Source organism: Pseudomonas sp. GL_139_B (genome assembly GCF_057834475.1).
The window spans coordinates 1,151,659-1,176,919 of sequence record NZ_CM174403.1 but is presented as its reverse complement, the minus strand read 5'-3'; the positions used below and the strand labels follow the sequence as shown (position 1 = coordinate 1,176,919).

At 59.1% G+C, this 25,261-nt stretch carries 24 protein-coding genes; 11 read left to right on the top strand and 13 right to left on the bottom strand.

The genetic code is table 11. The annotated features are described in order from the left end of the window. Positions 1-85 precede the first annotated feature (85 nt). From dapE to AC3ISI_RS05190, 3 genes are all read left to right on the top strand, one after another. Positions 86-1,237 carry a succinyl-diaminopimelate desuccinylase gene (dapE, locus tag AC3ISI_RS05200; protein ID WP_489335769.1) on the top strand — a complete coding sequence of 384 codons (1,152 nt, stop codon included), beginning with the start codon at positions 86-88 and terminating at the stop codon, positions 1,235-1,237. Then, positions 1,237-2,046 carry a putative RNA methyltransferase gene (locus AC3ISI_RS05195; protein ID WP_489335768.1) on the top strand — a complete coding sequence of 270 codons (810 nt, stop codon included), beginning with the start codon at positions 1,237-1,239 and terminating at the stop codon, positions 2,044-2,046. Before dapE ends, AC3ISI_RS05195 begins: the two co-directional genes overlap by 1 nt. An 82-nt stretch (positions 2,047-2,128) precedes the next feature. Continuing rightward, positions 2,129-2,506 (top strand): hypothetical protein, encoded by a 378-nt coding sequence (locus tag AC3ISI_RS05190; RefSeq protein WP_489335767.1) that lies wholly within the window; start codon positions 2,129-2,131, stop codon positions 2,504-2,506. 174 nt (positions 2,507-2,680) lie between these two features. Here the strand turns inward: AC3ISI_RS05190 and AC3ISI_RS05185 are convergent, their stop codons facing one another. Beyond that, positions 2,681-2,890, bottom strand: a complete 210-nt coding sequence (locus AC3ISI_RS05185) for a cold-shock protein (RefSeq protein ID WP_010462862.1) — start codon at positions 2,888-2,890, stop codon at positions 2,681-2,683. A gap of 166 nt (positions 2,891-3,056) precedes the next feature. On the opposite strand from AC3ISI_RS05185, the gene plsB reads away from it, so the two are divergent. The 3 genes from plsB (at position 3,057) to AC3ISI_RS05170 (ending at position 7,045) form a co-directional block, all read left to right on the top strand. After that, entirely contained in the window at positions 3,057-5,555 is a 2,499-nt protein-coding gene (plsB, locus tag AC3ISI_RS05180) for a glycerol-3-phosphate 1-O-acyltransferase PlsB (RefSeq protein ID WP_489335766.1), read from the top strand. A 96-nt stretch (positions 5,556-5,651) separates the two neighbouring features. Next, on the top strand, positions 5,652-6,254 hold the full coding sequence (locus tag AC3ISI_RS05175; RefSeq protein ID WP_489335765.1) for a hypothetical protein: 603 nt from the start codon (positions 5,652-5,654) through the stop codon (positions 6,252-6,254). 101 nt (positions 6,255-6,355) lie between these two features. After that, a complete protein-coding gene (locus AC3ISI_RS05170; protein WP_489335764.1) occupies positions 6,356-7,045 on the top strand; it encodes a DUF4197 domain-containing protein in 690 nt (229 codons plus the stop codon). Between the two features lie 63 nt (positions 7,046-7,108). On the opposite strand, the gene AC3ISI_RS05165 is transcribed toward AC3ISI_RS05170, so the two are convergent. From AC3ISI_RS05165 to AC3ISI_RS05155, 3 genes are all read right to left on the bottom strand, one after another. Then, positions 7,109-8,476 (bottom strand): Fic family protein, encoded by a 1,368-nt coding sequence (locus AC3ISI_RS05165; protein ID WP_489335763.1) that lies wholly within the window; start codon positions 8,474-8,476, stop codon positions 7,109-7,111. A 96-nt stretch (positions 8,477-8,572) separates the two neighbouring features. After that, complete coding sequence (locus tag AC3ISI_RS05160; protein WP_489335762.1) at positions 8,573-11,638, bottom strand: efflux RND transporter permease subunit; 3,066 nt, start codon at positions 11,636-11,638, stop codon at positions 8,573-8,575. A 6-nt stretch (positions 11,639-11,644) separates the two neighbouring features. Beyond that, positions 11,645-12,745, bottom strand: coding sequence for an efflux RND transporter periplasmic adaptor subunit (locus tag AC3ISI_RS05155; protein WP_489335761.1), 1,101 nt, complete (start codon positions 12,743-12,745; stop codon positions 11,645-11,647). Between the two features lie 93 nt (positions 12,746-12,838). Between AC3ISI_RS05155 and AC3ISI_RS05150 the strand changes: the two genes are divergently transcribed. Then, entirely contained in the window at positions 12,839-13,483 is a 645-nt protein-coding gene (locus AC3ISI_RS05150; RefSeq protein WP_489335760.1) for a TetR/AcrR family transcriptional regulator, read from the top strand. Positions 13,484-13,580: 97 nt separating this feature from the next. Here AC3ISI_RS05150 and AC3ISI_RS05145 read toward each other — a convergent pair whose 3' ends face one another. Further along, entirely contained in the window at positions 13,581-14,363 is a 783-nt protein-coding gene (locus AC3ISI_RS05145; protein WP_489335759.1) for a class I SAM-dependent methyltransferase, read from the bottom strand. A 93-nt stretch (positions 14,364-14,456) separates the two neighbouring features. On the opposite strand from AC3ISI_RS05145, the gene AC3ISI_RS05140 reads away from it, so the two are divergent. Continuing rightward, a complete protein-coding gene (locus AC3ISI_RS05140; protein ID WP_489335758.1) occupies positions 14,457-15,077 on the top strand; it encodes an energy transducer TonB in 621 nt (206 codons plus the stop codon). 20 nt (positions 15,078-15,097) lie between these two features. Here the strand turns inward: AC3ISI_RS05140 and AC3ISI_RS05135 are convergent, their stop codons facing one another. The 6 genes from AC3ISI_RS05135 to ppc form a co-directional block, all read right to left on the bottom strand. Then, complete coding sequence (locus AC3ISI_RS05135; RefSeq protein WP_489335757.1) at positions 15,098-15,919, bottom strand: isocitrate lyase/PEP mutase family protein; 822 nt, start codon at positions 15,917-15,919, stop codon at positions 15,098-15,100. A gap of 33 nt (positions 15,920-15,952) precedes the next feature. Then, positions 15,953-16,813, bottom strand: a complete 861-nt coding sequence (locus AC3ISI_RS05130; RefSeq protein WP_489335756.1) for a DUF72 domain-containing protein — start codon at positions 16,811-16,813, stop codon at positions 15,953-15,955. Next, positions 16,813-17,118, bottom strand: coding sequence for a hypothetical protein (locus tag AC3ISI_RS05125; RefSeq protein WP_489335755.1), 306 nt, complete (start codon positions 17,116-17,118; stop codon positions 16,813-16,815). The genes AC3ISI_RS05130 and AC3ISI_RS05125 overlap by 1 nt, the downstream gene beginning before the upstream one ends. Positions 17,119-17,371: 253 nt before the next feature. After that, positions 17,372-18,046 (bottom strand): tRNA (adenosine(37)-N6)-threonylcarbamoyltransferase complex dimerization subunit type 1 TsaB, encoded by a 675-nt coding sequence (gene tsaB, locus AC3ISI_RS05120; RefSeq protein WP_489335754.1) that lies wholly within the window; start codon positions 18,044-18,046, stop codon positions 17,372-17,374. 87 nt (positions 18,047-18,133) lie between these two features. After that, positions 18,134-18,781: an adenylate kinase gene (adk, locus tag AC3ISI_RS05115; RefSeq protein ID WP_223511964.1), complete on the bottom strand. Its 648-nt coding sequence runs from the start codon at positions 18,779-18,781 to the stop codon at positions 18,134-18,136. A gap of 287 nt (positions 18,782-19,068) precedes the next feature. Next, the gene (gene ppc, locus AC3ISI_RS05110) at positions 19,069-21,699 is read right to left on the bottom strand and encodes a phosphoenolpyruvate carboxylase (protein WP_489335753.1); all 2,631 of its coding nucleotides are present in this window, start codon (positions 21,697-21,699) and stop codon (positions 19,069-19,071) included. Positions 21,700-21,912: 213 nt separating this feature from the next. Between ppc and AC3ISI_RS05105 the strand changes: the two genes are divergently transcribed. The 3 genes from AC3ISI_RS05105 (at position 21,913) to lptF (ending at position 23,879) form a co-directional block, all read left to right on the top strand. Next, positions 21,913-22,257: a pilin assembly protein gene (locus AC3ISI_RS05105; RefSeq protein ID WP_489335752.1), complete on the top strand. Its 345-nt coding sequence runs from the start codon at positions 21,913-21,915 to the stop codon at positions 22,255-22,257. Between the two features lie 365 nt (positions 22,258-22,622). Further along, complete coding sequence (locus AC3ISI_RS05100) at positions 22,623-23,036, top strand: DUF4398 domain-containing protein (protein ID WP_489335751.1); 414 nt, start codon at positions 22,623-22,625, stop codon at positions 23,034-23,036. A 54-nt stretch (positions 23,037-23,090) separates the two neighbouring features. After that, on the top strand, positions 23,091-23,879 hold the full coding sequence (lptF, locus tag AC3ISI_RS05095) for a lipotoxin F family OmpA-related lipoprotein LptF (RefSeq protein ID WP_489335750.1): 789 nt from the start codon (positions 23,091-23,093) through the stop codon (positions 23,877-23,879). Between the two features lie 106 nt (positions 23,880-23,985). Here lptF and AC3ISI_RS05090 read toward each other — a convergent pair whose 3' ends face one another. Both AC3ISI_RS05090 and AC3ISI_RS05085 read right to left on the bottom strand, forming a co-directional pair. Continuing rightward, on the bottom strand, positions 23,986-24,315 hold the full coding sequence (locus AC3ISI_RS05090; protein WP_489335749.1) for a PA3694 family proteiin: 330 nt from the start codon (positions 24,313-24,315) through the stop codon (positions 23,986-23,988). Beyond that, positions 24,312-25,226 (bottom strand): alpha/beta hydrolase, encoded by a 915-nt coding sequence (locus AC3ISI_RS05085; protein WP_489335748.1) that lies wholly within the window; start codon positions 25,224-25,226, stop codon positions 24,312-24,314. Before AC3ISI_RS05085 ends, AC3ISI_RS05090 begins: the two co-directional genes overlap by 4 nt. Positions 25,227-25,261 lie beyond the last annotated feature (35 nt).

Sequence of the window (25,261 nt, the reverse complement as noted above, 5' to 3'; positions counted from 1 at the left end):
ATGCGACTCGGTGTAACAGAAAGACCTCATCATCGTTCATCGCGAGCAAGCTTTGCTCCTACACAATTAGCTTCCGGAGTTTTCCATGACGGCCCACGCCGACCTTTCGCCGACCCTTCAACTCGCCATCGACCTGATCCGCCGTCCGTCCGTGACGCCGGTCGACGCCGATTGCCAGAAGCAGATGATGCAGCGCCTGGGCGATGCCGGTTTCATGCTGGAACCGATGCGCATCGAAGATGTGGATAACTTCTGGGCGACCCACGGTAAACACGACGGCCCGGTGCTGTGCTTCGCCGGTCACACCGACGTGGTGCCGACCGGTCCGGTGACCGCCTGGCAGATCGACCCGTTCAACGCGCTGATTGACGAACACGGCATGCTCTGCGGCCGTGGCGCGGCGGACATGAAAGGCAGCCTCGCGTCCATGACCGTGGCTGCCGAACGCTTTGTCGCCGACTACCCGGATCACAAGGGCAAGGTCGCTTTCCTGATCACTAGCGACGAAGAAGGCCCGGCTCACCACGGCACCAAGGCTGTGATCGAACGCCTTGCCGCCCGTAAGGAGCGTCTGGACTGGTGCATCGTCGGCGAACCGTCGAGCACCACCCTGGTAGGCGACGTGGTCAAGAACGGCCGTCGCGGCTCCCTCGGCGCCAAGCTAACCGTTCGCGGTGTACAGGGCCACGTGGCCTATCCGCACCTCGCCAAGAACCCGATTCACCTCGCCGCCCCGGCCCTGGCCGAACTGGCCGCCGAGCATTGGGACCACGGCAATGATTTCTTCCCGCCGACCAGTTTCCAGATCTCCAACGTCAACTCCGGTACCGGCGCGACCAACGTGATTCCGGGCGACCTGGTGGCGGTGTTCAACTTCCGTTTCTCCACCGAATCCACGGTTGAAGGCCTGCAAAAACGCGTCGCCGACATTCTCGACAAGCATGGCCTGGACTGGCACATCGACTGGGCGTTGTCCGGTCTGCCCTTCCTGACCGAGCCGGGCGCGTTGCTGGATGCCGTGGCGTCGAGCATCAAAGACATCACTGGCCGCGACACCAAGGCGTCCACCAGCGGCGGCACCTCCGACGGGCGCTTCATCGCGACCATGGGCACGCAGGTAGTTGAACTCGGTCCGGTCAACGCGACGATCCACCAGGTCAACGAGCGTGTACTGGCCGCCGACCTCGACGTGCTGACCGAAATCTACTACCAGACCCTGATCAAGTTGCTCGCCTGATGCTCGCCTGCCCGATCTGCAGCGAACCACTGAACGCGGTGGACAACGGCGTAGCTTGCCCTGCCGGGCATCGTTTCGACCGCGCGCGACAGGGTTACCTGAACCTGTTGCCGGTGCAGCACAAAAACAGCCGCGACCCTGGGGATAACCTGGCCATGGTCGAAGCCCGCCGCGACTTCTTGAACGCCGGCCATTACGCGCCAGTGGCCAAGCGCCTGGCCGAACTGGCGGCGCAATTCGCGCCGCAACGCTGGCTCGACATCGGCTGTGGCGAGGGTTACTACACCGCGCAAATCGCCGAGGCCTTGCCCAACGCCGACGGGTACGCGCTGGACATTTCCCGCGAAGCAGTCAAACGCGCCTGCAAACGCAACCCGCAACTGACCTGGTTGATCGCCAGCATGGCGCGGGTGCCGTTGGCTTCGGGCAGTTGCCAGTTTCTCGCCAGCGTCTTCAGCCCGCTCGACTGGGAAGAAGCCAAACGTCTGCTGAGCCCCGGCGGCGGCTTGATGAAAGTCGGTCCGACCAGCGGCCATCTGATGGAGTTGCGCGAGCGGTTGTACGACGAAGTGCGTGAATACACCGACGACAAGCATCTGGCGTTGGTGCCGGAGGGCATGGCGCTGGCGCACAGTGAAACCCTGGAATTCAAGCTGACGCTTTCAAAGGGTCAGGACCGCGCGAACCTGTTGGCCATGACACCCCATGGCTGGCGCGCCAGTGCCGAACGCCGCGCGGCGGTCATCGAACAGACCGAGCCGTTCGAGGTCACTGTGTCGATGCGCTACGATTATTTCGTTCTTCAATAAATTTAAATTTTTGGCCTTGAGCAATCGCTTGAGGCCGGCTAAATCCGCGAATGGATTTTTCAGACCCGCAGTGAGGACATCCATGCGCCAACCCGATATCGAGATTTACCTGAAAGACGCCGACGTCGACTACAAGGCCATCGCGGCCTGGCTCGGCACTGCTTTGGGCCCGTGCACCGACTGGGTTCAGAAGGGACAGACCTACAAGTGCAAGGCCGGCGACGTGCCGGTCACCTGGCTACCCAAGGCCGTGGGCAAATGGAACAGCCTGTTCCTGGACAGCGACCAGACCCCATGGGAAGACGACATCGCCTGCGCCCGCGCTGCTTTTGCCGCACTGAACATCGAAGTGCGTTGCGCGCCGGGGACGTGGGTCGAGGAAGAAGGTGAAGAAACAGCGGATCGCTGGATGCGTATCAGCGCGGACGGTGAAGAAGAAATCACCTGGAAAACTGTTTAATACATGAACGCTGTACCTGTGGAGTGCCAAAAATGGCATGCCACAGGGAGATCCATTGTGGGAGCGAGCCTGCTCGCGATTGCGTCCTTTCAGTCAACATTGATGTTGAATGTCAGTCAGCTATCGCGAGCAGGCTCGCTCCCACAGTGGTTTTGGGTGATCTGAAGCTATGGTTTACAAGCCTACAACGTCTTCAGCCTGCAACCCCTTCTCGCCCGTCACCACTGCATATTCAACCTGCTGCCCTTCAGCCAGCGAACGGTGCCCTTCGCCGCGAATCGCGCGGTAGTGGACGAACACGTCCACCCCGTCCTCGCGTTGAATAAAGCCGTAGCCCTTAGCGTCGTTGAACCATTTCACATTGCCGGTTTCGCGCGTAGCCATGAATCAGTACCCCCCTTGTTTTTATTTTGGACGGCCGAGTATATGACAGCCGTCAAAACTCTCAACTCACTTTACTTAGCCGCTTTTTTGCCGATTTTCGGGGAATACGGCACACTATCGGCCGCCCGAGCATTTGCTCGGTTTCACTCACTCACGCAGAAGCCGTATGACCCGCTCCCCGTTCCGCCGTCTTGTGTTTGGCACCCTGCGCCGACTGCTCTATCTCTGGGTTCGCTCGGAGACGATCAACCAGTCGTCGTTCACCCTTGACCTCGATCGCAGTCGCCCGGTGTTCTACGTCCTGCAAAACCCTTCGCTGACCGACCTCGCCGTGGTCGACACCGAATGCAGCAAGGCTGGCCTCCCCCGCCCGGTGCTACCGGTTTCAGTGGGTAACCTGCTGGAACCCGCCGCGTTCTTTTACCTGACGCCGGAGCCCGACTGGCTCGGCCGTCAGGACAAACGCGGCGCACCGCCAACCTTGACCCGCCTGGTCAGCGCCCTGAGCCAAAATGCCGCCGAAGACGCGCAGATCATTCCGGTCAGCGTGTTTTGGGGCCAGTCACCGGACAGCGAATCGAGCCCGTGGAAATTGCTATTCGCCGACAGCTGGGCCGTCACCGGTCGTCTGCGTCGCTTACTGAGTATCATCGTGCTGGGGCGCAAGACGCGCGTGCAGTTCTCTGCGCCGATCCACCTGCGCGAGCTGGTCGATCACAACAAGGGCCACGAGCGCACTGTGCGTATGGCCCAGCGGATCCTGCGGGTGCACTTTCGCAATCTCAAAGCCGCCGTCATCGGCCCGGACATTTCCCACCGCCGCCATTTGGTCAAAGGCTTGCTCAACCAGCCGCTGGTCAAACAAGCGATCCTCGACGAAGCCGAACGCGAGAACATCTCCCCTGAAAAAGCCAAGGTACAGGCCCTGCGTTATGGTAACGAGATCGCCTCGGACTACACCTACACCGCCATCCGTTTTCTGGAAGTGGTGCTGAGCTGGTTCTGGAACAAGATTTACGACGGCATCAAAGTCAACCACATTGAAGGCGTGCAGAAGGTCGCCCAGGGTCACGAAGTGATCTACGTGCCGTGCCATCGCAGCCACATCGACTATTTGCTGCTCTCGTATCTGCTATTCCGCAATGGCCTGACCCCGCCGCACGTCGCCGCCGGGATCAACCTCAACATGCCGGTAATCGGCAGCCTGCTGCGCCGCGGTGGCGCGTTTTTCATGCGCCGCACCTTCAAGGGCAACCCGCTGTATACCTCGGTGTTCAACGAATACCTGCACACCCTGTTCACCAAAGGTTTCCCGGTCGAGTACTTCGTCGAGGGCGGCCGTTCGCGCACCGGACGCATGCTGCAACCGAAAACCGGGATGCTCGCAATCACCCTGCGTAGTTTCCTGCGTTCGTCGCGCATGCCCATCGTGTTCGTGCCGGTGTACATCGGTTACGAGCGCGTACTTGAAGGTCGGACTTACCTCGGCGAACTGCGCGGTGCGACCAAAAAGAAAGAATCGATCTTCGATATTTTCAAAGTCATCGGCGCGCTCAAGCAGCGCTTCGGCCAAGTGGCGGTGAACTTCGGCGAGCCGATCAAACTGGCGGAATTCCTCGACAGCGAACAGCCGGACTGGCGCCAACAGGAATTCGGCCCGCAGTTCAAACCGTCGTGGCTCAACGAAACGACTAACCGCCTCGGTGAAAAAGTCGCGCAGCATCTCAACGAAGCGGCAGCGATCAACCCGGTGAACCTGGTGGCCCTGGCGTTGCTGTCCACCAGCCGTCTGGCGCTGGACGATCGCGCCATGGCGCGGGTGCTCGATTTGTATCTGGCGCTGTTGCGCAAGGTTCCGTATTCGCCGCACACCACGCTGCCTGAGGGTGACGGGCGCGCACTGATCGAGCATGTGAAGGACATGGACCTGCTGTCCGAGCAGAGCGATGCTTTGGGCAAAATTTTGTATCTGGACGAGCAAAACGCCGTCCTGATGACCTACTACCGCAACAACGTCCTGCACATCTTTGCGTTGCCGGCGTTGCTGGCGAGTTTCTTTCAGAGCGCCTCGCGCATGAACCGCGAACAAATCCAGCGCTACACCCGCGCGCTGTATCCGTACCTGCAATCGGAACTGTTCATTCGCTGGTCCATGGATGAGCTGGACGCGGTGATCGATCAATGGCTGGAAGCGTTCGTCGAACAGGGTCTGCTGCGCTTCGAAAACAATGTCTATCTGCGCCCGGTACCAAGTTCGCGGCATTTCGTGTTGCTGACTTTGTTGTCGAAGAGCATCGCCCAGACGTTGCAGCGCTTCTACATGACTGTGTCTTTGCTGCTCAACAGCGGCCAGAACAGCATCAGCGCCGAAGAGCTGGAGGACCTGTGCACGGTCATGGCCCAGCGCCTGTCGATTCTCCACGGCCTGAACGCCCCGGAGTTCTTCGACAAGAGCCTGTTCCGGCACTTCATCCAGACCATGCTGGACCTAGACGTGCTCAAGCGCGACGAAGCCGGCAAGTTGAGCTATCACGAATTGCTCGGCGAACTGGCCGAAGGTGCGGCCAAACGGGTGTTGCCGGCGGAGATTCGCTTGTCGATCCGCCAGGTGGCATTGCATCGCAGTGAAGATGCGGCGGATCAAGCCAAGTTGGAGAGTCTGTAACTTCCTGACAATGACTATAAGAACAAGGATGTTCTTATTACCGCTCATTTATGAATTAATAGCCCCCCCATAACTAATCCCGATACGGATATCGCGATGAACTCATTAGAAGATACCAACCGCTACATCACCCTAACTTTTAGTTTGCCAGAAGACTTTCTCCCCCCCAGCGATGGCGAAGGTGAAACGTACATAAGTGTGCAAACTGCAAACTCGTCTACGCCTGTAAAAATCGCACAATCCCGAGAACCGGTTTTGCGCAGCGGGTGCTGGAACTTTTCATTTCCACACAACTATGCCGATGTAAGCGTTAAATACCGCGTGACAGTCAGCATGACCCACAATGGCGCTCCACTGCTGATTGACCTGGACTACTTCGTCATAGTCCACCGTGCACCGCATCGCCAAACCTTGCACCTGAGCCCTATCGGTCGTCTTTACATTCAGGCGCAAGAACCTCAACCGGTAGAACCGGAGCACGCGGTGACCATCGTCGCGCATGAGCACGACAATGCGGCGGTCCAACTGACTCAAGTGCATATCAGTGAAGAAATGGCAGAGGCGTTTTATCTGGAATACGATCCAGAGACTGTTGTGCCCGGTAAACGCTATACCCTGACGGCCACTGAGAATGAATACCGCAATTCAATAGAGGTGTATCCCCACTCCGTTGTATTGAAACCCTTCAGCAAAGTCTGAAAATAGCGTTCATCAGCAATACACGGGCGAAACTGCTGTAAAAATCCGTTAGATTGTCGCCAGCGTTTCACTAAACTCCTCTTTCGAACAAGGAAGCTGCCATGCTTCGCCCTACCCTTCGCTTCGCCGGCCTCTGTGCAGGCTTGATGATTTCTGCCAGTGCGTTGGCGCTGTCCCTCAGCGACCTGTCGCAAACAGACGCCACTGGTGGCCTCAAGGATGCCCTGACCCAAGGTGCGCAACTGGCGGTCAAACAACTCGGCACACCGGGTGGCTTCAGCAACAACCCGGACGTGAAAATCGGTTTGCCGGGCAAACTCGGCAAGGTCGCCAGCAAAATGAAGCAGTTTGGCATGGGCGATCAGGTCGACGAACTGGAAACCAGCATGAACAAAGCGGCAGAAATCGCCGTGACCCAAGCCCAGCCGATCCTCGTGGACGCGGTGAAGAAGATGAGCGTGGATGATGCCAAAGGCATCCTCAGCGGCGGCAACGACTCGGCTACTCAGTATCTGAACAAAACCAGCCGCGAACAGATCCGCGCCAAGTTCCTGCCGATTGTGAAACAAGCCACCGACCACGTCGGCCTTGCCAAGCAATACAACACCTTCGCCGGTCAGGCGGCGACCATGGGCGTGCTGGATGCCAAGAACGCCAACGTCGAAAACTACGTCACCGAACAGGCCCTGAACGGTTTGTTTGAGATGATTGGCAAACAGGAAGAAACCATCCGCCAGAACCCTGCAGCGGCGGCGACGAGTCTGGCGAAGAAAGTTTTTGGGACGTTGTGATTCAGAGCGACTGAACCCTGTAAAAAGCCCGCTGACCTTTACAGGTTCAGCGGGCTTTTTCATTCAAATGGCTTCCATGATGGATGAGGTCACGGGTGCGGCCCGCAAAAAGAACACCCACTCCCGCCCCATCTTCCGCTTCTCGAATACCTTCAGATCAACCAACCCGTTCAAGGTCGCCGAAGCGGTGTTGTAAGAGCATTCGAGGTTTTCCTTCACATTGACGGCCGTGAACTCCTTGGCCATCCCGCTCTTGGCCACTTGATAGACGGCGCGCTGCTTCTCGGTGAGCTGATCGAAAAAACCCGACGCCATCAACCAGCGATCAAAGCGTTCGGCATAGTCCAGACTCTTGCGATAGACCTCGGTAAAACCACTGACAGCCCGCAGGATCACCGAACACTGGAAATCGATGAAGTAAGTCAGGTCCAGTTCATCGGCCTCGGTATTCAAATACGACCGCCCGTATTTCACCGGCGCGTTGCGCAGCAAAACGCTGATAGCAATGTACCGAAAGGCCGAGAAGTCATTCTTGAACATGAACCAGTAGAACAGCGCCCGCGCGACACGACCGTTACCATCGCGGAAAGGATGCTCGTAACCCAAAGCAAAATGCAGCGAGATGCCTTTCACCAGTGGATGGAGGCAGTCCTCACGGTTGATATCGTTGTGGGTCTGATTGATCCACGTCGACAGCAGCTGCAATCGTGACACCAGCCCTGCTGCGGGCGGCGGTGTATGCACGGTGTTGCCCTCGCCGTCCTGCACCACCACATCATCGGTGCCTCTGAATTCGCCCGGCGAATACTGCGCGTCATCAATACCCTCGACGCCAACACGATGCATCGCGGTGATGAGCTCCACACTCAGTGGTTCATAACGCTGCTCCCAGGCAAAGTTCATCATCTGGTAGTTGCCAATGACCATTCGCTCATCGGGCGTACGCGGCAGGCGATGGCGCTTGAGCATGTCCTTGGCCACACGCGTGGTGGTTGCAGCGCCTTCGAGTTGGCTGCTGCTGATGGCTTCGTCTTCGATCAGGTCGTTGAGCAGATAGCTGAAATGCGCGCGCTCACCGATCTGGCTGGTCATGTATTCCAACGCGGCGGTGGTGGTTTGCCGATCGACTGCCGAAATGGCTTTCTGCGCCAACGGCGTCAGCACGAAGTTACCCCACAGGACCGGTTCACCCAAGGGCAGAAGGCAGGAGTACTGCGCTTTCCGGGCCTTTTTGACCAAGGCCCAGCACAATCTTGAATCCAGCCCCGGTGCCCAGCGATAACGCAATTCATCAAATGGAAGGTAACGCCCCTGATCATCCAGCGGCTTCAGCAGGGCCAGGTAGTCCGGGAGGCGTTCCTTGTGGGGGGATTTCATCAACAGGTCGAACACTGGATCGGTCCTGCCCGTTAAAGCAGGCGGTTTTTTCATAACTTCTGACTCAAAAACTCGTGAAACTGAGCCCTGAGTACAGCAGTCAGAGTCCTCTGACTCAATATCAGAGGATTCTGAAAGACATGTAGGAAGTCAGACCGGCTCTTTCTTCACCCTGAACCACGCCGCATACAACGCCGGCAAGAACAGCAACGTCAACGCCGTCGCCACAATCAACCCGCCCATGATCGCCACCGCCATCGGCCCGAAGAACACGCTGCGTGACAAGGGGATCATCGCCAGCACCGCCGCGAGTGCGGTCAATACAATCGGGCGGAAGCGGCGCACGGTCGCCTCGATAATCGCCTGCCAGGGCTTGAGGCCTGCCGCGATGTCCTGCTCGATCTGGTCCACCAGAATCACCGAGTTACGCATGATCATCCCGGACAACGCGATAGTCCCAAGCATTGCCACAAAACCGAACGGCTGGCGGAACACCAACAGGAACAAGGTCACGCCGATCAGCCCCAGCGGCGCGGTCAAGAACACCATCACCGTGCGGGAGAAACTGCGCAGTTGCAGCATCAATAGCGTCAGTACCACCACGATGAACAGTGGCACACCGGCTTTCACCGAGTTCTGGCCACGGGCAGAATCTTCGACCGTGCCGCCAACGTCCAGCAAGTAGCCGTCCGGCAATTCGGCGCGAATCGGATCAAGCGTCGGCATGATCTGCTGCACCAGGGTTGCCGGCTGTTCCTTGCCATAGATGTCAGCACGGATGGTCACATTGGGCTGGCGATTACGGTGCCAGATGATGCCTTCTTCGAAGCCGTATTCCAGCGTCGCAATCTGCGACAGCGCCACGCTGCGGCCGTTGTCGGTCGGCACGGCCAGGCTTGGCAGCAACGACAGTTCGGTGCGCTCGTGCAAGGTGCCGCGCAACAGGATCTCGATCAACTCGTTGTCTTCGCGGTACTGACTGACGCTGGAACCGGTCAAGGAGCTTTGCAGGAACTTCGACAGGTTCGCGGTGCTCACGCCAAGCGCTCGGGCGCGGTCCTGATCGACGTTCAGGTACACCACTTTGCTGGGCTCTTCCCAGTCCAGGTGCACATTGACCACGTGCGGATTCTCGCGAACCTTGGCCGCCACTTTTCGGGCCAGTGCGCGGACTTCGTCGATGTGTTCACCGGTCACCCGGAACTGCACCGGATAACCAACTGGCGGGCCGTTTTCAAGACGTGTGACCCGCGCACGCAGGGCCGGGAATTGTTCGTTGAGGGCTTCGATCAGCCAAGTACGCAGGGTTTCGCGATCCTCGATGGACTTGGCCAGGACCACCACCTGCGCGAAGCTCGCCGCCGGCAGTTGCTGATCCAGCGGCAGGTAAAAACGCGGTGAACCGGTGCCGACATAGGCCACGTAATTGTCGATACCGGCGCGATCCTTTAGCAAGGCTTCCAGGCGTTTGACTTCGTCGGCGGTGTTGCTCAGGGATGCGCCTTCGGCCAGTTTCAAATCAATCATCAGTTCCAGCCGACCCGACGCCGGGAAGAATTGCTGCGGCACGAAGCGGAACAGCGCCACTGAGGCCATAAACATCAGGATCGTCAGCACGATCACCGTTTTGCGTCGCCGTACGCACCACTCCACCAGACGTCTGACCCGCTGATAGAACGGTGTGCCGTAAGGGTCAGGCTGATCCGAGCCGTGCTTCGCCGCATGAATTTTCGCCAGATCCGGCAGGAGTTTTTCCCCCAGATACGGCACAAAAACAACAGCGGCCACCCACGAGGCCAGTAACGCGATGGTCACTACCTGGAAGATCGAGCGGGTGTATTCGCCGGTGCTTGATTGCGCGGTGGCAATCGGCAGGAACCCGGCGGCGGTGATCAGCGTACCGGTGAGCATCGGGAACGCCGTGCTGGTCCAGGCATAACTGGCCGCCTTGATACGATCGAAGCCCTGCTCCATTTTGATCGCCATCATTTCCACGGCGATGATCGCGTCGTCCACCAGCAAGCCCAGCGCCAGCACCAACGCACCGAGGGAAATTTTGTGCAAGCCGATGCCGAGGTAATACATGCTGGCAAAGGTCATCGCCAACACCAGCGGAATCGTCAGCGCCACCACCATGCCGGTGCGCACGCCGAGTGAGAAGAAGCTCACCAGCAACACAATCGCCAAGGCTTCCACCAACACCTGTACGAATTCGCCGACCCCGGTTTTCACTGCGGCAGGCTGGTCCGATACCTTGCGCAGTTGCATGCCGGCCGGGAGGTTTTTCTGGATGCGGTCAAACTCGACTTCCAGCGCCTTGCCCAGCACCAGAATGTCGCCACCGTCCTTCATCGCCACGGCCAGACCGATAGCGTTTTCGGCCATGAAGCGCATGCGCGGCGCGGGAGGATCGTTGAAACCACGGCGAACGTCAGCCACATCGGAAATGCGGAATGTGCGATCACCGACGCGGATCGGGAAGTTCTTGATCTCATCGACCGTCTGAAAATTCCCCGAGACCCGTAGCTGCAATCGCTCACTGGTGGTTTCGAAGAACCCGGCGGTCGACACTGCATTCTGTTCTTCAAGCGCTTGCTGCACAGCGGCCAACGGCAAACCAAGGGTCGCGAGCTTGACGTTGGACAGCTCGATCCAGATCTTCTCGTCCTGTAACCCTAGCAAGTCGACCTTGCCCACATCCTTGACCCGTTGCAGCTGGATCTGGATGCGGTCGGCGTAGTCCTTCAATATCGCGTAATCAAAACCGTCGCCGGTCAGGGCGTAGATATTGCCGAAGGTGGTGCCGAATTCATCGTTGAAAAACGGTCCCTGAATGCCCGGTGGCAAGGTCTGACGGATGTCGCTGATCTTCTTGCGGACCTGATACCAGAGCTCGGGAATGTCTTGCGAATGCATGGCATCGCGCGCGATAAACGTCACCTGGGACTCACCCGGACGAGAGAACGAGACGATGCGCTCGTACTCGCCAGTTTCCATCAGTTTCTTCTCGATACGCTCGGTGACCTGGCGCGACACCTCCTGAGCCGTGGCCCCCGGCCAGTTGGTACGAATCACCATCGCCTTGAAGGTAAACGGCGGGTCTTCGCTTTGGCCGAGCTTGGTATAGGAAATTGCGCCGACGATAGCCAGCAAGAGCATCAGGAACAGTACGATCTGGCGATTACGCAGCGCCCATTCGGAAAGGTTGAAGCGCATCGGGGATTACTCCTTGTCCGCCAGATTGACCACGCGGTTGGAGCGATCCACCGGACGCACTTGTTGCCCGTCATGCAGTACATGAACACCGGCGGCTACTACCCAGTCGCTGGCGTTCAAGCCTTCGAGCACCGGTACGGTTTTCTCGCCGAACGCGCCGACGCGGACCGGCGCTTTTTTCAAGGTGTTGTTGGCGCCGAGCACCCAAACGTAGGTCGCACCGTTTTCCGCCGTGACGGCCGATAACGGCACCGACAGGGCAATGGTTTCTGCCGTCTGGATGAACACCCGGGCACTTTGGCCGAGCTCCGCCGGGACTTTGCCAGCGGTGAACGCAATACGAGCGGCAAAGGTGCGGGATTTGGGATCGGCGGCAGGCGACAGTTCGCGGATGCGCCCGGCGAAGCGCTGATCAGGTTGGGTCCAGAGTTCTACTGACACCGGCTGACCGACCTTGAAGCGGCCGAAACTCTGTTCCGGCAGGCTGATCAACACTTCACGTTCGCCATCGGTGGCGATGGTGAACACGGTTTGCCCGGCGGCCACCACTTGTCCGACTTCCACGGCCCGATTGGCCACTACGCCATCCTGAGGCGCGCGCAGTACCGCGTAGCTCGCCTGATTGGTCGAGACATTGAATTCGGCTTTGATTTGCTTGAGGCGGGCTTCACCGGAGCGGTAAAGGTTTTCCGCATTGTCGTACTGCGAATGGCTGACCATCTGGCGGTCCATCAGGGTCTTGTAGCGATCCCGTTCGGCGCGCACCAGGCTCAGATTCGCCTCGGCGGCGGCGACCTGCGCACGAGCAGCTTCCAGTTGCAGGCGCACGTCTTGTGGATCGAGCTCTGCCAGCGGCTGGTCAGCCTTGACCCGCTGCCCTTCCTCGACCAGTCGTCGGCTGACTTTGCCGCCAATGCGAAACGCCAGGTCCGGCTCATATCGCGCCCGGACTTCACCGGGATAGCTTTCCATCGCCTGCGCCGAAGGCTCTGGCTGCACCACCATGGCCGGACGAATGGTGACTTGCGGCGCCTCTTCGTGACCACACGCCGTCAATAAAAACGCCAGACTGACTGGCAGCGCGAGGGACAAGGCATAGCGGAACATGGTGAACGACCTTTCGCTAATGGTGCTTGGAATAATTATACTGAGCAGTATGGTATTAATAGCAAACTCACCAGTCCAGTAATAAAAGCGAATATGTCGAACAATCTTTCAGCACCAACTGGCCCAGGCAGACCCAAGGATTTGGCCAAGCGCCAAGCCATTCTCGATGCGGCGAAAACGCTGTTTCTGAGTAAGGGCTATGCCAATACCAGCATGGATGCCGTCGCTGCCGAGGCCGGTGTGTCAAAGCTGACGGTCTACAGCCACTTCAACGACAAGGAGACGCTGTTCTCTACCGCCGTTGTCGCCAAGTGCGAGGAGCAACTGCCGCCGCTGTTTTTCGAATTACCGGAAGGCATTGCGGTAGAAACGGTGCTGCTGAACATCGCGCGCGGCTTTCATCATCTGATCAACAGCGATGAATCGGTGAACCTGCATCGCCTGATGATTACCCTGGGCAGCCAGGACCCGAAACTCTCGCTGATCTTCTTCGAGGCCGGACCGCAACGCATGCTGGATGGCATGGAGCGGTTGCTGGCCAAGGTCGATGAAAGCGGTGTGTTGAGCATTGATAAACCGCGCAATGCCGCTGAGCATTTCTTCTGTTTGCTCAAGGGTGCGGGGAATTTTCGGTTGTTGTATGGCTGCGGCGGGCCGGTGACCGGGAATGCGGCCGAGGAGCATGTGCGGGAAGTGGTGGAGTTGTTTATGCGGGCTTATCGGCCGGAGACAGCCTGATAGCAATTGGGTGTCTGGTCTGGCGCCTTCGCGGGCAAGCCCGCTCCCACAGGATATTCGCTAACCCTGTGGGAGCAGGCTTGCCCGCGACGCGGTTTTACGGCTTGAGCGCTTTCTTGGGGTAAATGTCATACCGGCTGGATTTCCCGTCCAGGGCATGACTCGGCTTCGGCCCCGCTATACACGGTGCTTTGCGCGGCCGCTTCACTACAACTCGATGACTGGCCAACGCCAACGCCGCCTCCAACAACGCCGGCGCATCCGGGTCATCCCCCACTAACGGCCGGAACAAGCGCATTTCCTTCTTCACCAGCGCGGTTTTCTCACGATGGGGAAACATCGGGTCGAGGTAGATCACCTGCGGCGGCTCGCCTTCCCAATTGCGCATTACCTCGATTGAGTTGCCCTTGAGCAATTTCATCCGCGCCACGATAGGCGCCACATCGAAATCTTCCGCACCACGCGCCAGGCCATCCTCAAGCAAGGCACCAATCAGCGGTTGACGCTCGATCAGACTCATCTCGCAGCCCAGGCTCGCCAGCACGAACGCATCCTTGCCCAGCCCCGCCGTGGCATCCAGAACACGCGGACGCACGCCCTGCGCGATGCCAACGGCCTTGGCGATCATTTGCCCCGTGCCGCCACCGAACAATCGACGATGCGCCGCCCCGCCTTCAACGAAGTCCACTCGCACCGGCCCCGGCGCATCCGCCCCAAGCTGTTGCAGCTGCAAACCCTGCTCGCCGACCTGCAAGGCAAACTCGCCGTCATCCACCTGCAGCGGCAAGCCCAGGCGCTCGGCCCATTGCTCGGCTTGTGGCTGAAAGGTCGTGCCCAGGGCCTCGACATGGATACGGCAAACCGCCGGTTGATCACTCATCGGAAAACACGCTCAAAAAATTAATGATCGGCAAAAACGGCCGATAACAAAACTGATAGGCATTTTGCCAGAGCTGAGCGTCGACCGAGAGAAATGTCAGACTTTCAAACCACAATCACAGGTTTTATCTCGCCCTACGGCGATTACAACCTGCGAAATACCCAGGCGTTGGGCGGTGTCAGTCACCTGTGGCAAGATTTTTTTGCCCGGGCGATGGCCGATCAGCCGGGTGATGGGGTACCAGAGTCGCTCAAATTTCCACCGGTCGATCTCGACAGCCCGGTCGAGCCCACCGTCGGCAGCGAGCTGCTGGCGCACATCGTTTCCCAGCGCGAATGCAACGTGACGCAAACCGTGGTCCGCCCGCCGGAGCCACTGTTTTTGCCGATTGCCGAGTTCGAAATGGACCTGGCAGACAAACCGGCCCCACCGTTCCCGCCGGAAGAAATCGTCGCTCAGCAAAAACAACAAGACTTCGAAAGCGGTTGGGTCCGCCCAATCGTGCTTACCGCCGGCCAGCCTGTGCCCGAAGCCGGCCCGGGGCCGCAACCGCGTGCGCTACACCTGCCGATCGCCGAATTCGAAATGGAGCTGCTGGACAAACCGTTCCCGCCGTTCTCCCCCCAAGAGCTGGTGGAACAACAGAAACAGTTCGATTTCGATAACGGCTGGGCTCGCCCGATCGTTCTGCAAAACCTGCGCATCGCCGCTTAACCCTTAGCGAAACCGCATCGTCAGCCTTTGAACAGTTGATTGGCCTTCGCGTACGGCATGGAACGCGCGGTAAACCCGAAGGTGCCCGACGTCTTGATCTCTTCGGCCGCACGAAAAAACTCGCCATACGCCGCCAAGGCCAAAGCCGAACCGACACTGATACGTTTGACGCCCATCTCGCTCAACTGCTCGACCGTCAATTTCAACCCGCCGGACATCAACACATTGACCGGTTTGGGCGCCACGGCACGGACCACCGCCAACACCTCTTCAGCACTGCGCAACCCCGGCGCATAGAGCACGTCGGCCCCCGCCTCGGCAAACGCCTGCAAGCGACGGATGGTGTCGGCGAGATCGGGATTGCCGTGCAGAAAGTTCTCGGCACGGGCGGTCAGCATGAAAGGGAACGGCAAGCTGCGCGCCGCCGCCACTGCCGCTTCAATGCGCGCCACGGCATGTTCGAAGCAGTAGATCGGCGCCGCTTCACGGCCCGTGGCATCTTCGATAGAGCCGCCGATAGCACCGGCCTCAGCCGCGCGCAAAATGCTTTGGGCACACTCGGCGGGGTCGTCGGCAAAACCGTTTTCCAGATCCACCGCCACGGATAGATTGGTCGCTGCGACAATCGCCCGAACATTCGCCAGCGTATCGTCCAGGTTCATCGCGCCGTCGGGGCGTGCATTGGAAAAGGCGTAACCGGCGCTGGTGGTCGCCAGCGCCTCGAACCCCAGGCTGGCGAGCATCTTCGCCGAGCCGGCGTCCCACGGGTTGGGAATGACAAAAGCGCCAGCGCGTTCGTGCAGTGCTTTGAACGCCTGGGCTCGAAGGGTTTGCGCATCCATTGGCAGGCTCCTGAAAAGGGGAACGAATCCGCCTCAGAGCAAGCCAAGTTGCTCCGCTGCGGGTTCTCTGTATAGCTCAGGCAGCGGCAGCAGGCCAGGCAAACGCAGCATCAGTTGTGCGTGAAAACGCTGCGCCAGTTTGGCGGCCAGCAAGTTGTCGGCGGTGTGCAGGAAGATGTAGGGCGTGCGCCCCTCTTCAATCCATGCGGCGATTTTCTCGACCCACGGCAGCAGAAACGTATCGTTGGCTTCCAACTGCGGATGGCCAATGAAACGCACTTGCGGGAATTGAGTGAACGCCGCCGGGCGTGGCGGCACCTTGGGCTTTTTCGATTGGGCGTGGAGCACAGACGAATCGGTAGTCGTACAGCTGAACAGCGCGCGCGGATCGAGGCAGATGCGCTCGACACCACGATCCAGCAGCAGGCGATTGAGCATTCGCTCGGCATCCCCCTTGGCGAAGAACGCGTCATGGCGCACCTCGACAGCCAACGGTCGCTCCAGCGCATCAATGAAAGCAGCCAGTTCGGGCAATCGCTGCGGCGTGAAGCTTTTCGACAATTGCAGCCACAACGGCGAAACCCGCTCGCCCAGGGGGCTGAGCAATTGCACGAAGGTTTCAGCGGCGGTCAGTTGCTCGCGCAGGTCACCGCCGTGGCTGATGTCACCGGGGAACTTGGCCGTGAAACGAAAGTGTTCGGGCATGGTTTCAGCCCAACGCTGTACCGTGGCGACAGCCGGGCTCGCGTAGAAGGTCGTATTGCCTTCTACGGCGTTGAATATTTGGGTATAGAGATTTAAAAATTCAGCGGGTTTCGCGTCGGGCGGATAGAGATAATCGCGCCAGGCGTTTTCACTCCAGGACGGGCAGCCGAGGTAGTAAGGCAACAGCATCAGATGTACAGGTCGAGGCCCAGCACATCCGTATCCCAATCGACAAAACTGGCCGTACTCAGGTAGCTGGCGAGTGCCGTGGCGACGCTTTTGCTCATGGCGCGCGGGTAGATCATGTCTTGCTGACGAACGGGGAAATTGCTCAGGCGTTGGGCAGAGGCTTTGGCAGCACGGGCAGTCATTTGCTCTTCGGAGGGGATTTCCAGCTCACCGTCGATATCGACGTAATCGTCTTCCGCCACAGGGCCTTTGCGAGGCTTGCGCTTGATGGGATAGGACTGAGAGGAAACGCCGTCTATACGCATGAGTACATGTCCGGTTTCAATGATGGCAGTCTAGTGGCGCATTGCCCACTTCGCAAACCGCTCGGTGATAACTAGAACACAGAAATGGGAAAAGGTTTAAAGCCCGGGGTAATAAACTGACGATTGGCTACGTTGCGCAAATCGCCATCGTCGGTACGCCGCCCGGAGCCGGCTCGCTCCCACAAGGGATTTGTGAACGGCGCATATGTGGGAGCGAGCCTGCTCGCGATAGAACCAACTCGGTATCGAGTAATCAACGCGCCTTAGGCGTCGCCACCTTGTCGCGCAGATAAACCGGCTGAGCCTCATCCGCCACAATCGCCTCACCGCGTTCCCAAGCAAATCGAGCCAGCGACAGCAGGTCTTCGGCATGCGGCAACATGCCCGCGTCCTGCCCGGCCAGGTTCACGGCAATGCGCTCGGCATACCCCCAACCCGTCCCCGCGCCAAACCAATCGCCACTGGCATCCGCCGGCAACGCCGCCACTTCCGGTGGCAACACGGCTTCATTGCCAACCAGGAGCATCTCCCCCGCCGTCTCGCGGTAGCAACCCCAATACACCTCATCCATCCGCGCATCAATGGCGGCTGCGACCTGGCTCACACCGTGTTCGCGATACGCGCGTTGCGCCAGTACCGCCAGGTTCGACACCGGCAATACCGGACGATCCAGGGCAAACGCCAAGCCTTGAACCACACCGATGGCGATTCGCACACCGGTAAACGCGCCCGGCCCACGACCGAAAGCGATGGCATCAATCGCTTGCAGGGTGGTCCCGGCATCGGCGAGCAATTGCTGAATCATCGGCAACAGCTTCTGCGCATGCAGGCGCGGGATCACCTCGTAATGGCTCGTGACTTTACCGTTATGCAGCAAGGCAACGGAGCAAGCTTCAGTCGCGGTGTCCAGGGCCAGCAAGGTGCTCATCGATGTTTCCGTAAGAGAGGTCAGAAAAAGTGCGCCAGTATAAACAACTACGGCCCGCAAGCGGGCCGTAGAAGATGAAGCGTTTTTTTAGCTCAGTGCTTCAAGCACTTTACCGGTGATCGCTTCAACCGAGCCAACACCTTCAACGTGGCTGTACTTCGGCTTGCCTTGAGCGGCGGACAGCTCCTGGTAAAACTTCACCAGAGGCTCGGTCTGGGCGTGGTAGACCGACAGGCGATGACGCACGGTTTCTTCGGTGTCGTCTTTGCGCTGTACCAACTCTTCACCAGTGATGTCGTCTTTACCGGCAATTTTCGGCGGGTTGTAGACGATGTGGTACACGCGGCCGCTGGCCTCGTGAACACGACGGCCGGCGATACGCTGAACGATGTCTTCATCTTTGACGTCGATTTCCAACACGTGGTCCAACTCAACGCCCGCCTTCACCAGGGCTTCAGCCTGAGGAATGGTGCGCGGGAAACCGTCGAACAGGAAACCGTTGGCGCAATCGGCCTGGCTGATGCGTTCCTTGACCAGGTTGATGATCAGGTCGTCGGAGACCAGGCCGCCGCTGTCCATGACGCTCTTGGCGATCAGGCCCAGCTCGGTGCCGGCCTTGACGGCTGCACGCAGCATGTCGCCAGTGGAGATTTGCGGAATGCCGAATTTCTCGGTGATGAACTGAGCCTGAGTACCTTTACCAGCCCCGGGAGCTCCCAGCAGAATGACGCGCATCGATGTGCTCCTCAATTTTTATATGGATAACGTCAGATTCGCCTCGTGGGGCCAATCTCAAAATAGGGGTCGTGGCCGCCCAAACGGCCAGAGGCTGATCAAGATACACAGCAGTTCCTGCCCACACAAGCCGCCGAAAGTCGGAGAAACTGCCGCCTGACTCGCCCTTTCGATGGAGTGCCCCAAGTCGCAACCCCATCATTAACTGTCGCCTGCCCGACCTTTTCAGCCCCCCGCCCACAGGCACTCGACGCCCGCGCCGAGTGCTTCGCCCCACGGCAAAAACCTTAGCCGGTATTTCGCAAACCCGCAGCAATCCCCGCCACAGACACCAGCAACGCCTGTTCTACCGGGCTGCCTTGCGCCACGTCTTGTTGTCGAGAACGGGCTAGCAACTCCGCCTGCAATAGATGAAGCGGGTCGAGGTAAGTGTTGCGCAAGCGGATGAATTCGAGGGTGTCTGGGCTATGTGCCAGTAGCTGCGACTGACCAGTCAACCCCAGGACCACGGCACATGCCTGCGACAATAGGTCGCGTAAATGCACACCTAATGGAAGCAAATCCGGCTCGACCAAGCGCTCATCGTAGGATCGGGCGATATCGGCGTCCGCTTTGGCCAACACCATTTCCAACATGTCGATACGAGTACGGAAGAACGGCCATTGCTCACGCATCTGCCCCAACAACTCGCCTTCACCGCGCTCCAGCGCCTTGCTCAACGCGGCTTCCCAGCCCAACCAGGCCGGCAACATCAGGCGTGTCTGGGTCCAGCCGAAGATCCATGGAATGGCGCGCAGGCTTTCGATCCCACCGGCGCGACGTTTGGCTGGACGGCTGCCCAGCGGCAATCGCCCCAGTTCCTGTTCCGGCGTCGACTGGCGGAAATACTCGACAAATTGCGGGTTCTCACGCACCACGGCGCGGTACGCCTCGACGCCATCGGCGGCCAATTCGTCCATCAAATGGCGCCAGGCAGGCTCCGGCGGTGGCGGAGGCAGCAAGGTCGCTTCCAGCACCGCGGCCAGGTACAGATTGAGGTTTTGCTCGGCGATGTCTGGAAGGCCGAATTTGAAACGAATCATTTCCCCTTGTTCGGTGGTGCGGAAACGCCCTGCGACCGAACCCGGCGGTTGCGACAGAATCGCCGCATGCGCCGGACCGCCGCCGCGCCCCACGGTGCCACCGCGACCGTGGAACAACAGCAGTTCCACTTGCTGCTCGCGGCAGATGTCAACCAAGCGTTCCTGCGCCCGATACTGCGCCCAGGCCGCCGCCGTCGTGCCGGCGTCCTTGGCCGAGTCGGAGTAGCCGATCATCACTTCCTGCGGGCCTTGCAAGCGCGAACGATAGCCCGGCAGCAGCAACAGTTTTTCGATCACCGGGCCGGCGTTATCAAGGTCCGCCAGGGTTTCGAACAGCGGCACCACGCGCATCGGCCGCAGCACGCCAGCCTCTTTGAGCAGCAATTGCACGGCGAGCACGTCGGAAGCGGCGCCGGCCATGGAAATAACATACGAACCGAGCGATGCGCCGGGCGCGGCGGCGACTTCCCGACAGGTCGCCAGCACTTCGGCGGTATCGGCCGACGGTTTGAAATACGCCGGCAGCAACGGCCGACGGTTGTTCTGTTCGCGCAACAAGAAGGCGATGCGCTCGTCCTCGCTCCAGTCTTCGTAGCGACCAAGGCCCAGGTAGTCGGTGATTTCGGTCATGGCTGCGGTATGCCGCGACGAGTCCTGACGGACATCGAGGCGCACCAGAAACAGGCCGAAGGTCACCGCCCGACGCAGGCAATCGAGCAACGGCCCGTCAGCGATCACGCCCATCCCACATTCATGCAACGAGTGGTAGCACAGCTCCAGCGGATCCAGCAGATCGCGGTTGTTTTGCAACACATCGGCTGGTGGCGCAGTACGTGTCGTCAAAGAGGCGTGTGCCCAATTACGCGTTGCCCGCAGGCGTTCGCGCAGCTGTTTAAGCACGGCGCGATACGGTTCTGCGCTGTCCCCGGCCTTGGCTTTTAATGCCTCGCTGGCTTGTTGCATCGACAACTCGGCTGCCAGTTGATCGACATCGCGCACATACAAATCGGCGGCCATCCAGCGCGCCAGCAGCAATACTTCACGGGTGACGCTAGCGGTCACGTTGGGATTGCCGTCGCGGTCGCCGCCCATCCACGAGGCGAACCGAATGGGCGCTGCTTCCAGTGGCAAACGCAGGCCGGTAGCGTCATACAGGGCTTTATCGGCCTTTCGCAGGTAATTGGGGATAGCCTGCCACAGCGAATGTTCGATGACCGCGAAGCCCCACTTGGCTTCGTCCACCGGCGTCGGACGGGTGCGGCGGATTTCTTCGGTGTGCCAGGCTTCGGCGATCAGGCGCTGCAACTTCGCCTGGATCTGCTCGCGTTCGGCCGGGGTCAGGTCGCGGTGGTCTTGCGCGGCCAGTTGCGCGGCAATCGCGTCGTACTTCTGGATCAATGTGCGACGCGCGACTTCGGTCGGGTGCGCGGTCAGTACCAGTTCGATCTCCAGCCGCCCCAATTGCCGGGCCAAGGCGTCGGCACTGTGGCCTTCGGCGCGCAAGCGTGCGAGCAGTTCCGGCAACACACGCGCCTCGAACGGCGCGGGCTGCGGGGCTTCGCGGCGGTGAATCAGCTGATATTGCTCAGCGATGTTGGCCAGATTGAGAAACTGGTTGAACGCCCGCGCCACCGGCAGCAACTCGTCTTCGCTCAATTGGTTGAGGCTGGCGCTCAGTTCGGCGTCCATCGAACCGCGTCGGTCGGCCTTGGCGCCCTTGCGGATCTGCTCGATCTTGTCGAGAAAGCCGTCCCCGTACTGCTCACGAATGGTATTGCCCAACAGCTCACCCAAGAGGTGAACGTCTTCGCGCAAGCGTGCATCAATATCGGTCATCTGCAGTTCTCCAGCAAAAATCCGGGCGGCCATGAACATCATGCTTTGCCCCCAAGAGTGCCGCCGTAAAGCCTTTCTTACAAGCAAACGACGAAGCGACTTTAAACTCCGTGCGCAGAAGCTAGTCTGAAGAGAAAGCCACACAACGGCTTTCGCCGGCCTCTGCCGGTCACTGACATGGCCTGCCACGAGCAGGAACGCACCGAGGTCACTATGAAAATTCGCGAGCTTGCCCAGCATTGGGAAGAAAACGCCAAAGGTCGCCTGACTGAAACGGGCTACACGATTCATCTGGACGTGGAGGCCGCCGCACGGCTGGCGGCCATTACTGACATGTACCCTAAACGCCAACCCGAAGAACTGCTCGGCGAGCTGATCGGCGCCGCTCTGGAAGAGCTCGAAAAAAGCTTTCCCTACGTGAAGGGCTCGACCGTTGTGGCCACTGACGAAGAGGGTGATCCACTGTACGAAGATGTAGGTCCCACACCGCGTTTTCTCGCCTTGTCCCGGCGTCACTTGCACGATTTAGCGACGGGCAACGACAAGCAAAAACACTGATCCAGACGATTTAAAACTGTGGGAGCGAGCCTGCTCGCGATGGCGGAGTAACAGACGACAAAAGTGTCGAATGTCAGGCCGCTATCGCAAGCAGGCTCGCTCCCCCAGGGGTTCTATATCGCTTCAAAAATGGTGTGTTTCCCGCGTAAAAACACTCGGGAATACCGCCTCTCACCGCCAAAGTTCCCGATTTAGAGCCTTGCCTGCTTTTTCCCCGGCAGAATCAATTTCTCTGAACTTTTAAAAAATGCCTCCGGTCGTACCCAGTAACCACGCCTGGTACGGTCGTTTCATTTCGCGCATCACGTACGTCGCCTACGGCTCCAGACCAGGATGGATATTCAAGTTTTTCAGGAGTTATTCCAATGGAGTTGAAGACCATGAAAACCCGAACTGCCAACACCTCATTCACCCACGTGCGCGGTCTGAAACTGGCGGCCCTGGCCATCGGCAGCAGTTTCGTTCTGGCCGGTTGCGCAGGCAAACCGCCAACCGAGCAATACGCCGTCACCCAATCCGCCGTCAACGAGGCGGTCAGTGCCGGGGGCACCGAATTTGCGGCGGTGGAGATGAAATCCGCGCAAGACAAGTTCAAACAAGCCGAAATCGCCATGCACGACAAAAAATATGACGAAGCCCGGATACTCGCCGAACAGGCCGAGTGGGACGCTCGCATTGCTGAACGCAAGGCTCAGGCGATGAAAGCTGAACAGACACTCAAGGATTCTCAGAAAGGTGTTCAGGAACTGCGTCAGGAAAGTCAGCGCACCGTGCAGTAAGCACGCATCCAGCCCCAGACCTTAAGCGCTTACCGATAGAAAGGACGAACGACTATGCGTACACAATTGATGATCCCCGCTCTCCTCGCCGCCAGCGTTGCCCTGGCCGCCTGCTCCACCCCGCCCAACGCCAACCTGGAACAGGCGCGTATCAACTACAGCAGCCTGCAAGCCAACCCGCAAGCCAGTAAAGTCGCGGCACTCGAAACCAAAGACGCCAGTGATTACCTGGACAAAGCCGACAAGGCGTACCAGGACAAGGAAAACCAGGCCACGGTCGACCAATTGGCTTACCTGACCAATCAGCGCGTTGAAGTGGCCAAGCAGACCATCGCTCTGCGCACCGCTGAAGCCAACCAGAAAAACGCTTCGGCACAACGTGCCCAGGCGCGTCTGGATGCGCGTGATGCACAGATCCAGCAGTTGCAGAACAGCCTGAACGCCAAGCAAACGGACCGAGGCACCTTGGTGACGTTTGGTGATGTGTTGTTCGCCACCGACCGGGCTGACCTGAAATCCAGCGGTCTGACCAACATCAACGAACTGGCGCAGTTCCTCTCGGAAAACCCAAACCGAAAAGTGATCGTCGAGGGTTATACCGACAGCACCGGCACTGAGAGCCACAACCTGTCGTTGTCAGAGAGTCGAGCCGGTTCCGTGCGCGCGGCGCTGGTGAAGATGGGCGTTGATCCTGCGCGCATCGTCGCTCAGGGTTACGGTAAGGAATTCCCGGTCGCGGAGAATTCCAGCGCTTCGGGCCGGGCGATGAACCGTCGGGTTGAGGTGACCATTTCCAATGACAACCAGCCGGTGATCCCGCGTTCGGCGGTGAGTTCGAACTAAGAAACATCTGCTGAAACACAAAAGCCCCGACTGAGTCGATCAGGCGGGGCTTTTCATTGGGCCAAACACAGCCCCCTGTAGGAGTGATGGTGAATGCAGGATGGGGTTACTGCTCCAGCTTCTGCGGGGTTTCCTGCCCCATGCAACGCACGGCTTTTTTCTTGTTGTTGACCAACACGCCGGTCAGGCCTTTTTGCTCGGTGTCGAACAACACCAGCACGCCATCAATGCACTGGGCCACTTGCGCCGCCGGCTCCAGGGAGACTTTGTAGTCTTCGCCCGGCACGGTCTTGAGCATGGTGAAGTCGCTGAGCAGCAACGCATCCTCAGGCTTGGCGAAATGCAGGTAGCCGTAGTACCACAAGGCGCCAACGGTGCCGAGGATGCTGCAGATACCGGTGATGATCAGCGGGATGGCGTTACGTTCTTCACTCATTGCGGGCTCTCTGGTGGTTCATCTTCTGAATTCGGGGGTACCGGGTAATTGGGGATTTCACCCAAGCGGCGCAGGCCGTTGAAATGCTGCGGATCGTCGAGATAACGCAGCATGACTTTCTGCCAGACCGGGTCGACGAATGTCTGCACATGACCGCCTCGGGTCAGTTGCAGCACACGTGGCGGCGGCGCAGCTTGATACAGTCGGATGCCGTTGGAAAGGGGCACGATCGGATCATCGATGCTGTGGTAGATCAGTATCGGCACACCTTTGAGCTGCGCTATCGAGTTGATTGCGCTGTCACCGTCCGGCACCAGCCAGGATAACGGCACCTGGAACGGCCAGGTCAGCCATGAGGTGCTCAAGACATATTGGCCGACACTGCGATAGCTGGCGGGCGCGCTGTCAAGGACCAACGCCTTGAGTTGTTTCTGGCGCTCGGGGTGTTGAGCCAGATAATGCACAGCCATCGAACCACCAAGGCTTTGGCCGAGCAGGATCAGCGGTTTGCCTTTGACCTCAGGTGCCTGATCGAGCCATTTGAACGCGGCATCAATGTCCTGATAGAGCTCCGGCAGGCTGGGCTTGCCTTCGGATAAACCGTAGCCGCGATAGTCGATCAGCAGTACTTGATAGCCGTTTTTAGGCAACCAATAACTCCCTCCCAGATGCATCGGCAAATTGCCGCCGTTGCCGTGCAAGTGCAGCACCGTGCCTTTGACTTCGACACCTTTCCTGGCAGGCAACCACCAGGCGTTGAGCTTGAGGCCGTCAGCGGTGACAAGGGTGACGTCGCGGTATTCGAGATGAGCTTTTTCCGGGGTGAACAGCTGACCCGGCTCAGGGTAGAACAGCAGGGAGCTGCAACCACCCAGGGTCAGAAGCAGGCAAAAAATGCCGAGGAATCTCATCCGTTGAAACCTCGCAGTAATGGATTGGGATACAG

Bases quoted from the DNA above. Each gene is read 5' to 3' on its own strand.
- AC3ISI_RS05100 (WP_489335751.1), top strand. From the start codon at position 22,623: ATGGAGTTGAAGACCATGAAAACCCGAACTGCCAACACCTCATTCACC.
- AC3ISI_RS05145 (WP_489335759.1), bottom strand. From the start codon at position 14,363: ATGAGTGATCAACCGGCGGTTTGCCGTATCCATGTCGAGGCCCTGGGC.
- AC3ISI_RS05165 (WP_489335763.1), bottom strand. From the start codon at position 8,476: ATGAAAAAACCGCCTGCTTTAACGGGCAGGACCGATCCAGTGTTCGAC.
- lptF (WP_489335750.1), top strand. From the start codon at position 23,091: ATGCGTACACAATTGATGATCCCCGCTCTCCTCGCCGCCAGCGTTGCC.
- AC3ISI_RS05190 (WP_489335767.1), top strand. From the start codon at position 2,129: ATGCGCCAACCCGATATCGAGATTTACCTGAAAGACGCCGACGTCGAC.
- AC3ISI_RS05140 (WP_489335758.1), top strand. From the start codon at position 14,457: ATGTCAGACTTTCAAACCACAATCACAGGTTTTATCTCGCCCTACGGC.
- AC3ISI_RS05150 (WP_489335760.1), top strand. From the start codon at position 12,839: ATGTCGAACAATCTTTCAGCACCAACTGGCCCAGGCAGACCCAAGGAT.
- AC3ISI_RS05105 (WP_489335752.1), top strand. From the start codon at position 21,913: ATGAAAATTCGCGAGCTTGCCCAGCATTGGGAAGAAAACGCCAAAGGT.
- AC3ISI_RS05195 (WP_489335768.1), top strand. From the start codon at position 1,237: ATGCTCGCCTGCCCGATCTGCAGCGAACCACTGAACGCGGTGGACAAC.
- tsaB (WP_489335754.1), bottom strand. From the start codon at position 18,046: ATGAGCACCTTGCTGGCCCTGGACACCGCGACTGAAGCTTGCTCCGTT.
- AC3ISI_RS05175 (WP_489335765.1), top strand. From the start codon at position 5,652: ATGAACTCATTAGAAGATACCAACCGCTACATCACCCTAACTTTTAGT.
- AC3ISI_RS05090 (WP_489335749.1), bottom strand. From the start codon at position 24,315: ATGAGTGAAGAACGTAACGCCATCCCGCTGATCATCACCGGTATCTGC.
- AC3ISI_RS05155 (WP_489335761.1), bottom strand. From the start codon at position 12,745: ATGTTCCGCTATGCCTTGTCCCTCGCGCTGCCAGTCAGTCTGGCGTTT.
- AC3ISI_RS05130 (WP_489335756.1), bottom strand. From the start codon at position 16,813: ATGCTGTTGCCTTACTACCTCGGCTGCCCGTCCTGGAGTGAAAACGCC.
- AC3ISI_RS05160 (WP_489335762.1), bottom strand. From the start codon at position 11,638: ATGCGCTTCAACCTTTCCGAATGGGCGCTGCGTAATCGCCAGATCGTA.
- AC3ISI_RS05185 (WP_010462862.1), bottom strand. From the start codon at position 2,890: ATGGCTACGCGCGAAACCGGCAATGTGAAATGGTTCAACGACGCTAAG.
- AC3ISI_RS05085 (WP_489335748.1), bottom strand. From the start codon at position 25,226: ATGAGATTCCTCGGCATTTTTTGCCTGCTTCTGACCCTGGGTGGTTGC.
- AC3ISI_RS05135 (WP_489335757.1), bottom strand. From the start codon at position 15,919: ATGGATGCGCAAACCCTTCGAGCCCAGGCGTTCAAAGCACTGCACGAA.
- plsB (WP_489335766.1), top strand. From the start codon at position 3,057: ATGACCCGCTCCCCGTTCCGCCGTCTTGTGTTTGGCACCCTGCGCCGA.
- AC3ISI_RS05170 (WP_489335764.1), top strand. From the start codon at position 6,356: ATGCTTCGCCCTACCCTTCGCTTCGCCGGCCTCTGTGCAGGCTTGATG.
- adk (WP_223511964.1), bottom strand. From the start codon at position 18,781: ATGCGCGTCATTCTGCTGGGAGCTCCCGGGGCTGGTAAAGGTACTCAG.
- ppc (WP_489335753.1), bottom strand. From the start codon at position 21,699: ATGACCGATATTGATGCACGCTTGCGCGAAGACGTTCACCTCTTGGGT.
- AC3ISI_RS05125 (WP_489335755.1), bottom strand. From the start codon at position 17,118: ATGCGTATAGACGGCGTTTCCTCTCAGTCCTATCCCATCAAGCGCAAG.
- dapE (WP_489335769.1), top strand. From the start codon at position 86: ATGACGGCCCACGCCGACCTTTCGCCGACCCTTCAACTCGCCATCGAC.